The organism is Bacillus sp. BACIII, from assembly GCF_057836745.1.
This window is the reverse complement of the sequence record NZ_CM174437.1, coordinates 1,235,759-1,249,177: the sequence shown is the minus strand read 5'-3', so window position 1 is coordinate 1,249,177 and position 13,419 is coordinate 1,235,759. Positions and strand designations below refer to the sequence as shown.

Annotated in this window: 1 protein-coding gene; it reads left to right on the top strand. The window is 50.1% G+C overall.

Features of this window, described 5'->3' with window-relative positions; translation table 11 throughout:
- Positions 1–13,404, top strand: a complete 13,404-nt coding sequence (locus ACXN9U_RS05970; RefSeq protein ID WP_489202314.1) for an SDR family NAD(P)-dependent oxidoreductase — start codon at positions 1–3, stop codon at positions 13,402–13,404.
- The last annotated feature ends 15 nt before the right edge of the window (positions 13,405–13,419 follow it).

The window sequence follows — 13,419 nt, the reverse complement described above, 5'->3', positions numbered from 1 at the left end:
GTGAAGAACTTCAATAAGCAAATCACTTTATCGCTGAAAAATCCGTTTATTTTACATCATGACGTTTACGGAGAAAAAGTCCTTCCGGGATTGGCTTATATTGATATGTTTTATCAGATTTTCAAAGAGCGCGGCTATTTATATGACAGGCTTCAGCTGCGTCATTTATCCATATATCAGCCGCTTATTGCGAAAGAAAACAGCGCCGTCAAGCTTACGGTTGAATGTACAAAGGTAAAAGAAGGGCGCTGGAAACTGACCGCAAAAGGGACTGAGATGGGCGGCGGACGAGTCCAGCCGGACGAACGTATTTACGTCAAAGCGGAAATGCATGAGACGGCTCCCGCAGTATTCAGTGACACGCTTGATCTTGACTCTGTCAAACGCGAGGCGGAACGCACCATCGATTTAAATGAGCTGTATGCACAATGCAGAAGTCAGGAATTGGTTCACAGCGGATATATGAAAGCAGAAGGAGAAGTGTTTGAGGAGCGGGACGGCGTCACCTTTGATTTATCACTCGGAAAAGACGCGATGGGACAGGCCGGAGGGTTTTTGTTCCATCCGACTCTTCTTGACGGAAGCGGCGTCGGCGCAAACCTATTGATTTCATCGCTGATAAATGGGGAAAAGAGGCTGTTTCTGCCTCTTTTCTATGAATCTTTTACAGCTTCCGAACCTTTGCAGGGCGGCTGCATCACGAGAATCAAACGTTCGTCGCTCCGGCCGGAAAAGGAGCTCATTTACATTACACTGGAGTTTTTTAACGCATCCGGCCGGAAAGTAGCCGAGCTGAAAGATTTCACAAGCAAGCTCGTGCGGGATGCCGAGCTGATTAATACAGACCGAAAGCCTGCTGAGAAACCTCCTGAAAAAGCCGGTTTACCGGAAGTTGCGGTATCGCTTGAAGGCGGACACCCGCATGAGGAAGCAGAACGGTATGTCATGAATCTGATGGCGGAAAAAATCGGCAAGCCGCTTGAACAGATTGATTCTCAAGTCGGCTACTATGAAATGGGGCTGACATCGTCCGGACTGCTTGACGTCGTCGAAACGATCAGCGAAAAAATCGGCGAAACCCTTTCACCGACTTTGCTGTTTGAATATACGACGGCAGCAGAGCTTGCGGTTTTCCTGACTGAGCAGCACGGGAGCCATTTCAGCGCACCTCCGGCAAAAATGGAGAAGCAGCCGCAAACAGAAAAAAGGCGGAAAATCAGTGTGGCGCAAGATGAAGATATCGCCATTATCGGGATGGCCGGCCGCTATCCGCAGGCCGAAAATATTCACGAATTCTGGGAAAACCTGAAAGAAGGAAAAAACTGTGTCACCGAAATTCCGGAGTCTCGCTGGGACTGGCGCCGATTTGAAAATGTAAAGTCGCCTTCCGGAAAGAGCATTTCAAAATGGGGCGGATTTATTGATGATCCGGATTGCTTTGATCCTCAATTTTTCAGGATTACGCCGCGGGAAGCTGAAACAATGGACCCTCAGGAACGGCTGTTTTTACAAACATGCTGGGAAACGATTGAGGATGCCGGATATACGCCGAAGTCGCTCGCGGAGGCGCGCGGACAAAATAAGAGACAGCGCGTCGGCGTCTTTGCCGGGGTGATGCACAAGGACTATACGTTGGTCGGAGCTGAGGCTTCTTCTGAAGATCATGTATTCCCGCTATCTCTTAATTATGCGCAGATCGCAAACAGAGTTTCATATTTTTGCAATTTTCACGGGCCGAGCATGGCGGTTGATACGGTCTGTTCATCTTCGCTGACTGCGGTTCACCTTGCTGCGGAGAGCATTCGGCGCGGAGAATGTGAATCGGCGATTGCCGGAGGCGTCAACTTGTCGCTGCATCCGAATAAATATCTGACATACGGTTTATGGGACATGTTTTCAACAGACGGGGTTTGTCATACGTTCGGGAAAGACGGAGACGGCTATGTACCGGCTGAGGGAATCGGTGCCGTTTTATTAAAACCGCTGCAAGAAGCGATAAAAGACGGAGATCGGATTTACGCGGTAGTAAAGGGCAGTGCCGTCAACCACGTGGGGACAGTGAGCGGAATTTCCGTGCCGAGCCCGGTCGCGCAGGCCGATTTAATTGAGGAATGCCTGGATAAAGCGGGAATCGATCCGCGCACGGTCAGTTATATTGAGGCGCACGGGACCGGAACGTCTCTCGGCGATCCGATTGAAGTTCAAGGCCTTGTCAAGGCGTTCCGCCAGTACACACAGGACAAGCAGTTCTGCGCCATCGGATCAGTGAAGTCCAATATCGGCCATGCTGAATCGGCGGCGGGCATCAGCGGCTTAAGCAAGGTCGCCCTGCAGCTTCACTATAAAACGCTGGTGCCGTCTCTGCATTCCGAGGAGCTGAATCCGTATTTAGATTTTGAACAATCACCGTTTTATGTCCAGCATCAAACCGAAGCATGGCAGCAGCCTTCAGTGACGGAAGACGGAAACGAAACCGTATATCCGCGGCGTGCTGGGATCAGTTCTTTCGGGGCGACAGGTTCAAATGTGCATCTCATCCTGGAAGAATTTATTCCGGAAGAATCACACAAAACAAATGCTGAACCTGCGGAAGGACAGACATTCATTTTCCCGGTTTCCGCCCGAAATGAAGAACGGCTTAAAGCGTATGTTGCGAAGCTGTCTGCATTTATTCATCCCGGCGTGCCGCTTGAGGATGCGGCATATACACTTCAGGTCGGCCGTGAGCAGATGGAGGAGCGGGTTGTTTTCACCGCACAGAATATAACACAGCTTAAAGAACGGCTGGGAGGTTTTCTGGCGGGTCAAACGGCCGGCGGATGCTGGCGGAACAGAGCTGATAAAACGAAACAGGCAGAGCTTGCTCCGGACTTGATACATAAATGGCTTTCTTCCGGAAGTCTGGAGATGATTGCTGAGAAGTGGTCCGGCGGAGGAACGATGGATTGGAATCTCTTATACGGTGAAAACAAACCGAATCGGATCAGCCTGCCGACTTATCCGTTTGAAAAAACACGGTATTGGGTGCCCGAGGCGGAGAAAAGAGATTCGTTGCCGCAAAAAAATGCAGGCATGCTGCACCCGCTCCTGCATGAAAATGTATCAAACATGTCAGGCGTCCGTTTTCGGTCCTCTTTTAGCGGCGGAGAGTTTTTCCTGAAAGATCACGTCGTCAAAAACGAGCGGACGTTACCGGGCGCGGCTTATCTGGAAATGGTCCGGGCAGCCGTTGAACACGCGGCAGAAACGAAGGAAGAAGGAACAGTCCGCCTGAAGCATGTCGTATGGATACGCCCGTTTACAGCGGCGGATGAGTCCGCAGAATTGTATCTTCGTCTTTATGACGAAGAAAATGGGGAGATGGGATTTACGGTTTATCGTGAATCGGTTTCATCAGAACAAGAGCCCGTTCTCTATGCGCAAGGAAGCGCGGCGTTTGTCCGGGCGGGCGAACCGGCGAAAATCGAGATTGACAAATTGAGAGAATCACGCCGTCTGATCACACCTGACGCTTGCTATCAAGCTTATAAACAGATGGGGATTGAATACGGGGATGCTCATAAAGCGGTCACGGAAATCTATGCAAAAGACAGCGAAGTGCTCGCAAAACTCTCCCTCCCGTCATCTGTTTCTTATACAAAAGATCAGTTTGTCCTCCATCCGAGTCTCTTAGACGCGGCATTCCACGCGACAATCGGTTTGATGCTTGATAGAGACGGGACTGACATAAGGCCGATGCTGCCGTTTGCTCTCGAACAGATTGATGTGCTGAAAAGCTGTAAAAGCAATATGTGGGTTTCCATTGCGTACAGCGGTGATAGCAAGCCTGAAGATGCCGTGCAGAAGCTGGATATTGATGTATGTGACGAACAAGGCAATGTATGTGTGAAAATGACTGGTTATTCCGCACGGGAAATTGAAACGAATAAAACAGATACACTATTTTTTGAGCACGTATGGGAAGAGAAGGCTGCTGTACATGAAAAAGCGCCAATCCATTTCAAAGCCCGTCACGTGATGATATCTGACCGGTTTACAGAACAGATGAACAGCATACAGACAGACTTCAGCTGTCACGTGCTCCGTGATCAGCATAAGAGTGAAGACGAACGGTTTGAAGCCTGTGCGCTTCAGGCTTTTGAAGAAGTGAAGAAAATCCTCGCTTCAAAATCCGGCGGGCGCGAGCTTATTCAGATTGTCGTGCCTCAAGAAGCTGATACGCAGCTCCTTTGCGGCTTAACGGGGCTTTTGAAAACAGCGGCGCTTGAAAACCCGAACCTGACCGGCCAGCTGATTGAAGCGGAGCCGGACGTCAAGGCAGACACGCTGTCACGATATGTAAAAGAATGCAGCGCTCATCCTGATGACAAGCATATTCGCTATGAAAACGGCAGGCGCTATACGGCGCAATGGCAGGAATCGGGTCTTGAACAGTTGGGCGCCGAAAAGCCGTGGAAGGATAAAGGTGTTTATCTGATCACAGGCGGTGCGGGCGGTCTCGGATTTTTGTTCGCCAAAGAAATCGCCCGGCATGCAAAAGGCGCCGTTCTTATTTTAACGGGGCGTTCTCTGTTGGATAACCGTAAAAAAGCCCAGCTGCAAGAGCTGTCCGATCTTGGCGCGCAAGCCGTATACAAACAAACGGACATGACGGAAAAACAAGAAGTCCAATCGCTCACAGCGGATATCTGCCGGCAGTACGGCGGCTTAAACGGCATCATACACAGCGCCGGAACGATAAAAGACAACTACATTCTGAAAAAGCACAAGGATGAAATCCATGATGTGCTGGCACCGAAAGTCTCCGGGCTGGTTCACCTTGATGAAGCATGTAAGGACATAGAGCTTGATTTTCTGATTCTTTTCTCTTCCGGAGCGGGAAGCGCCGGAAGCGCGGGCCAAGCAGATTATGCGATGGCCAATGCGTTTATGAACGCTTTCAGTGAAAAAAGAAACCGGCAAAAGGCCCGAAATGAACGCCATGGACACACTCTTTCAATCTGCTGGCCGCTTTGGAAAGACGGCGGGATGACGGTTGACGCCGAAACGGAAGCCATGCTGACAAAAGAAAGCGGCATGGTCCCTATGAAAACAGAAAACGGCATTCAAGCTTTGTACCGCGGGTGGGCAGCAAAGACATCCCAGATCATGGTGACGGAAGGCTACGCTGCAAAAATCCGGGCGTTTCTGAAAAAATCAGCGGAAGATCAAGAAGAAACGGAAAGCGAACCAGAAGCACCGGCAGGCTTTTCATCAGGCAGAGAAAACATGCTTGCGGAAAAAACGGAGCATTTCTTGAAACAGGTGCTTTCGGAAGTAACCAAACTTCCTGTCGGCAGTATTGACGCCAAGGCACCTATGGAAGATTACGGAATTGATTCGATTATGATTATGCATTTGACGGGACGGCTGGAAAAGAGCTTCGGTTCATTATCAAAAACATTGTTTTTCGAGTACCAGAATATTGAATCGCTGGCGCAATATTTTATGAAAGCTCACCGCGGCACGCTGCTGGAAGCGACCGGGATGAAAACGGAAGAACCCCCTGCAGCCAAAACGGATCTGCAGGAGAAAACAGAAGAAAAGCCTGTATCCTATCGCAGTGAAGGCAAAAAAGGCTTTGCGCAAGTCCGCACAGACACGCGGGAAAATCCAGTGCCGGAGCGTGAGGATATCGCGATTATCGGTATATCAGGACGATATCCGCAGGCCGAAAATCTCCAGGAATTTTGGAAGAACTTAAGTGAAGGCGTTGACTGCATAACCGAAATTCCAAGCGGCCGCTGGGATCACAGCCTTTATTACGACGCTGATAAAGATCAAGAAGGCAAGACGTACGGAAAATGGGGAGGATTTTTGAAAGACGTGGACAAATTTGATCCGCAATTCTTCTCTATTTCACCCCGGGATGCAAAATTGATGGACCCGCAGGAGCGGTTATTTCTGCAATGTGTCTACGAAACAATGGAGGATGCCGGTTATACGCGCAAAAAGCTGACCGGAAAATCGGGTGACCTGCAGGGCGCCAATGTCGGTGTTTACGTCGGCGTCATGTATGAGGAATACCAGCTTTACGGAGCCGAAGAACAGGCGCGCGGAAAATCGCTCGCTTTGACCGGAAATCCGTCATCCATCGCGAATCGGGCTTCCTATGTATTCGGCTTTAACGGTCCGAGCATGGCTCTTGATACGATGTGCTCTTCTTCTTTAACAGCCATTCACCTGGCGTGTCAAAGCTTGCGGAACGGGGAATGCGAGGCGGCATTTGCCGGGGGCGTCAATGTATCCATCCATCCGAATAAATATTTGATGCTCGGCCAGAACAGATTTTTATCAAGCAAAGGCAGATGTGAAAGTTTCGGAGAAGGCGGAGACGGTTATGTGCCCGGTGAAGGAGTGGGCGCCGTACTCCTCAAGCCGCTTTCTAAAGCGAAAGCGGACGGTGATCATATTTACGGCTTGATCAAAGGAACGGCCGTGAACCATGATGGAAAAACAAACGGGTATTCCGTCCCGAATCCGAACGCCCAAGCTGCGGTAATCAAACAGGCGTTAAAAGACGCGGGAACCGATCCGAGGGCGGTCAGCTACATCGAAGCCCACGGCACCGGAACTTCACTCGGCGATCCGATTGAAATCACGGGTCTGACAAAAGTCTTTTCAGAACAAACACAGGATAAACAGTTTTGCGCCATCGGCTCAGCAAAATCCAATATCGGGCACTGTGAAAGCGCAGCAGGCATCGCGGGGCTGACGAAGGTGCTGCTGCAAATGAAACACAAGAAGCTTGCGCCGTCACTGCATTCCCGGACGCTTAACCCGAATATTGATTTTCCGAGTACGCCGTTTAAAGTGCAGCAGACGCTTGAAGAGTGGAAAAGACCGGTCATAAATGATAAGGAACTGCCGAGAACCGCGGGGCTTTCCTCTTTCGGAGCCGGCGGCGTCAACGCTCACATCGTCATCGAAGAATATACCGCTGATGTGGATAAGGAGACGGCTTTTGCCGCACCTCATCCATCGATGATCATTCTTTCCGCGAAAAATGAGAAACGGCTTCAAGAACGGGCGAAACGCCTTCTTGATGCACTGCGGAGCGGGCGTTACAGGGAAGCGGATCTGGGCCGGATCGCCTATACGCTTCAAACCGGCCGTGAAGCGATGGAAGAGCGTCTCGGTCTGATTGTCAGCAATTTGCGCGAGCTTGAAGAAAAGCTTGACGGATTTACGGGAGGCAAAGATTCAATTGATCAGCTCTACCGCGGACAAGTCAAACAGAATAAAGACACGATGGCGCTGTTTGCGGCTGATGAGGACATGGAAAAAACCATTGAGGCATGGCTTGAAAAAGGCAAAGCCGCAAAGGTATTAGAGCTTTGGGTAAAGGGCCTTCCGCTGAATTGGGATAAGCTGTATCAAATGGGCAGACCGCAAAAAATCAGTCTCCCGGCTTACCCGTTTGCAACGGACCGTTATTGGATCGACACATCAGCTGATGCAGCTGTCAAAAAAACGGTGGAAACAAAGCCTGCACCGATCGCACCGGCGGCCGTCCCGGAACCGGTCATTGAAGCAGCACCTCTTTCCGAGGAGATTACAAAAGAAAAACCGTCAAATATTACATTGCAGCCTTTGAGCGGCGCGGGACCAAAAAGAATGGCACAGTCCGCTGACCGTCCGGCGGTTTCCGCTGAAAAAGTAAGTGCCGAATTAACGGAAAGTTTGGCGGACGTTTTATATATGGATCCTGGCGATATCGACGCAGACGACACTTTTATTGATATCGGTATGGATTCAATCACCGGTCTTGAATGGATAAAGGCCGTTAATAAAACGTACGGCACGTCCCTTACGGTGACGAAAGTATATGATTATCCGACAATCCGCCAGTTTGCGGTCTTCTTGCAAAAAGAGCTCGGGACAGAACCGATCCTTGAGGAAGTAACCGAACCGAAGAAAACGGAGGCCGTGAACAAACCGTCCAACATACTTCTGCAGCCTTTAAACGCTCATAAGCAGCCGGTGATACAGGCAGAAGCGGCTATTCTCGAGGCGATGTCTGAAACGGCAGCTTCCGCCGAACCGGAAGAACAGATTGAAGCGGTGCATGACGAGTTATCAAAAGCACTTGCTGATGTATTGTACATGGAGCGGCATGAAGTAGATATTGATGAGGCCTTTATTGATCTGGGCATGGATTCGATTACCGGGCTTGAATGGATAAAAGCCGTCAATAAACGGTACGGCACGGACTGTAACGTAACGAAAGTGTATGATTATCCGACAATCCGTCAATTTGCCGATTTTCTGCGCACGCAGCCGTCCGTCCGCGGTAGAAAAAAACAGGCGGTTCCCGTACGTCCGAAGCCGCTTACGCAGCAAGACGCCCCGCAGGAGAAAACACCTGCCGAGCCGGAGAGATTAACGGTTCAAAAGGAACTTGAACCGGTGCAGGCCAAACAGGAGCCTAATGACGAGATGGCGGACGCGATAGCTATCGTCGGCATGTCGGGCAAATACCCCGACGCACCGGATCTTAAGACGTATTGGGACAATTTAGTGCGTGCGAAAAACGCCATTCGCGACATCCCGCTTTCCCGCTGGAATGTAAACCAATACTATGATCCGGCCTTAAACAAGAAGGGCAAAGTATACTGCAAATCAATCGGTATGCTTGACGGCATTGAAGATTTTGATCCGCTGTTTTTTAATATTTCTCCGTCTGAAGCGGAACTTATGGACCCGCAGCACCGGATATTTTTACAGGAAGGCTTTAAAGCCTTTGAAGATGCTGGCTACAGCTCAAAAGAATTAAGCGGGAAAAATTGCGGCGTTTATTTAGGGATTATGAACAATGAATACGGCATGATGTTAAATAAACATCAGACAGGAGGAAGCGCAACGGGCAACAGTTTCAGCATCGCGGCGGCCCGCCTGGCGTATTATCTCAACTTGAAAGGGCCGGCGATTCCGATCGATACGGCATGCTCATCGTCTCTTGTCGGGACTCATTTGGCGCGTCAGGCGCTGTTGAATCATGAAATTGACATGGCGCTTGTCGGCGGCGTCACCTTGTATATAACGCCTGAATCATACATCAGCATGTGTGAAGCCGGAATGCTGTCTCCTGACGGCCAATGCAAAGCATTTGATAACAGCGCAAACGGATTTGTGCCTGGCGAAGGCGCGGGGGCGCTCGTTCTGAAAAGGCTGAAAGATGCGGAAGCCGATCAAGACCATATTTACGGAGTCATTATCGGATCCGGAATTAACCAGGACGGAAAAACAAACGGTATTACCGCGCCGAGCGCGAAAAGCCAAATGGATTTAGAGCGCCAAGTGTATGAAACGCACAACATCCACCCTGAGAGCATCACCTATGCGGAAATGCACGGCACCGGCACAAAGCAGGGGGATCCGATTGAATTAGAAGCTTTATCTTCTGTATTTAAGGAAAAAACGGACCGAAAACAATTTTGCGCCATCGGTTCGGTTAAATCGAATATCGGACATACGTCGGCGGCGGCAGGCGTAGCAAGCGTGCAGAAAGTCCTGCTGTCGATGAAGCATCAAAAGCTTGTGCCGAGTCTTCATTTCAGCACGCCGAATGAACATTTTGATTTCGATGACTCGCCTTTATTTGTCAATACCGAACTCAAACCTTGGGAAACAGGCGGAGCACCGCGGCGGGCCTGTGTCAGCTCATTCGGCTACAGCGGCACAAACGCTCATCTCGTCATTGAAGAGTACCAGCCGAAAGACCGGGGCAGCCGAAAGCCTGATGAGACAAACATTTTTGTACTGTCGGCGAAAAAAGCGCCGCAGCTAAAAGCCTATGCCGAGTCGATGATCGATTTTGCAAAAGCCAATCAGGATATCCATCTTTCAGATATGGCGTACACGCTTCAAACCGGGCGTGACGCAATGGACTGCCGTCTTGCGGTTACAGCTGGTTCGAGAGAAGAGCTGATCAGCCGTTTAACCGATTTTGTATACGGCAATACGGGTGAAGGGATATATGAAGCCCACATCAAAACGGCAAAAAAAGAAATCAAAGCATTTGAAACGGACGATGATCTGAAGCAGCTTGTCAGGTCATGGTTCGATAAGAAAAAATACGGCAATATAGCGGAATTGTGGGCAAAAGGGCTTCACGTGGACTGGAACAGGCTTTATCAAGACGAAAAACCACGCAGAATCAGTCTGCCGGCTTACCCGTTTGCCAAGGAGCCGTACTGGCTGCCTCAAGTGAAATCCGCATCGGAGGAAACGGAAGACCGGCGCGAAGCTGTGCTTTTAGAAAAGCAGTGGGTTCCGTGTAAGATCAAGTCTGCCGATGAAAAAAGCGTTCAGAAGGTCATGATTCTGGCTGATGCAAGGACAAGGGGACTTGCCGAAGAGACTGCAAAGCATTTCGATGACTCGTTCATTCTCCCGGTCGATTCGGCTGACACTGCAGCTAGCGATTGGAATCGCATAGATGGCGCAATCGATCTGACGGGATGCGGAGACGAAGACCTTTCACTGGAAGGGATCAGCCGGCTCCAGACTCTGATTGATACAAGCCGCCGTCAAGCGCGGCCGCTGACGCTGCTGTATGTAACAAAAGGCTTGGAGCCGTTTCAGCAGAAAACGATTCATCTCGCAGGAGCGGCAAAAAGCGGCCTGTACAGAATGCTGCAAAGTGAGTATCAAAACGTGACATCAAGACACATGGATGCCGACACCGATACAAATCAGCAGACACTTGCCAAACAGATTGCGGATGAATTTTCAGCGGACAGCACAGAACCGGAAGTCTGCCTCCGAAACGAACAGAGATACCGCGCTGCATTCAGGGAGATTCCAAAATGGGAGCGATCAGAACAACAGCCCGCACCGTTCCCGGAAGATCATGTGCTTTTCATTACCGGAGGGACGAGAGGGCTCGGTCTTTTATGCGCGCGTCATTTCACAGAAAAACACGGCGTGAAAAAAGTGGTGCTGACAGGCAGGGAGCCGATTCCTCCCCGCCATGAACGGTCAGCTGTGAATACACGGCTGAAAGAGAAAATACGGGCGATTGAAGCGCTAGAAGCAAAAGGTGTGCAAGTAGCGGTCATCAGTCTGAAATTGTCTGACCGTGATGCGGCGGCTGCGGAAATTGAAACGATCCGGCGCACGATGGGACCGATCGGCGGGGTCATTCACTGTGCAGGCTCGGTTAATTCAGTAAATCCGGCGTTTATCAGAAAGACTGCTGACGACATACAAGAAGTGCTGGAACCGAAAGTCGCCGGGCTTCAAACCTTAAGCAGCCTTTTTACAAATGATCCTTTGCGATTCTTCGTCTTATTTTCTTCCGTATCTGCTGTCATACCGGCGCTTGCCGCAGGGCAGTCGGATTATGCGATGGCAAATGCGTACATGGATTATTTCGCGGCTGCTCATCAGCATCAATATCCGATGGTCAGCATTCAATGGCCGAATTGGAAGGAAACCGGATTGGGTGAAGTCCGCACAGAAAGCCTGAAGCAGACCGGACTTTTAGGACTGACGAATGCGGAAGGGATTGACTTGCTGGACCGCATTTTGTCTGAAAACATCCGCCCGGCCGTTCTGCCGGCCATCGTTGATCGAAGCGGATGGCATCCTGACAGGCTGCTCAGTCAAAAGAAAAAACAAAAAGAGGCTGAAGCAGAAATAAACGGTCAAATCGAGGAAAAACAATCAGACTCAGACCTTCTTTTTGATACGAAGGCATGGCTTGTAAAACTGTTTTCTGATGAGCTGAAAATCGCTCCGGATGAACTGGAAACAGACGAACCGTTTCAGGATTACGGGGTTGATTCGATCATTTTAGCGCAGCTTTTACAGCAAATGAATCAAGCGCTCAAAAAGGACTTAGATCCGTCTGTTTTATATGAACATCCGACGATTGACGCGTTTGCCGAATGGCTTGTATCCAACAGTCAGCCGCTGCTCACAAGGAAGGAATCTGTCACAGAAACCGCGGTTCCCGCCAATGTGCAAACCGTTCAAGCTGAACAAAACCGATATGCCGAAAATGAAGACATTGCCGTCGTTGGAATGAGCTGCCGCTTTCCGGGAGCGGAATCGTTAGAACAATATTGGGATTTGCTGAGAAACGGCAGGTCCGCGATCGGCTCCGTGCCGGCCGAACGATTCGGTTACGAAAATCAGTATGTTGCGGGCTTGATTGAACATATGGATCACTTTGATTCCGATTTCTTTTTCATACCGGAAAACGACGCGAAAGCGATGGATCCTCAGGCATTGGCGGTGCTGGAAGAAAGCGTAAGGCTTTGGTGTCATGCCGGCTATACCCGTGAAGAAATCAAGGGCATAGAAGCCGGTGTGTATATCGGAGGCCGCAGCCAGCATCAGCCTGATCCTGAAATTCTTGCGAATACCCGCAATCCGATCGTTGCGGGCGGGCAGAACTATTTAGCTGCAAACGTTTCGCAATTTTTTGACCTGCGGGGGCCGAGCATCGTGCTTGATACGGCTTGTTCATCGGCTTTGACAGGAATGAATATGGCCGTACAGGCACTGAGAAGCGGCGATATCAAAATAGCGGTAGTCGGCGGTGTCAGTATGCTGAACACGGATGCGGCGCACCGAATGTTCCAAGAGCGCGGGCTGTTAAACGAAAAACCGGCATTTCATGTATTTGATAAGCGTTCAGGCGGCGTTGTCCTCGGAGAAGGCGTGGGCATGGTGCTGTTAAAAACGGTAAGCCAGGCGCAAAAAGACGGCGACACGATACACGCAGTCATTAAGGCCGCCGCCATGAATAATGACGGCAGAACGGCAGGACCGTCAGCCCCTAATGTTCAGGCGCAAAAAGACGTTATGAAAAGCGCGCTTTTAAAAAGCGGCAAAAAGCCGGAGGATATCACTTATATCGAAGCAAACGGATCGGGTTCCGCTGTGACTGATTTACTTGAGCTGAAGGCGATTCAATCTGTATACCGCTCAGGTCAGCATGTTCCGCTCGGCATCGGGTCAATCAAGCCGAACATCGGGCATCCGCTTTGCGCAGAAGGCATCGCAAGCTTCATTAAAGTCGTATTAATGCTGAAACACAGGCAAACGGTTCCGTTTCTCTCAGGGGATGAACCGATGCCGCATTTTGATATAACAAAGACCGATTTGTATTTTGATAAAACAGCCGGCGAATGGGATGCAGCCAGACCGTCTGCGGCCATCAACTGCTTTGCCGACGGCGGAACGAACGCCCACGTCATTCTGGAAGCTTGGGAAGAAAAAGATACCCGACTGAAAAGAAAGCCGCTGCCTGCACCGTCATTAAGACGTAAGGGTCTCGTAAAAGAACCTGATGCACCGGTGAAGAAACAAGAGCTTCCTGCCAAGAAAATGTTCTGGAAAGCATTTAAATAGAGAGGAGTGGGAAGA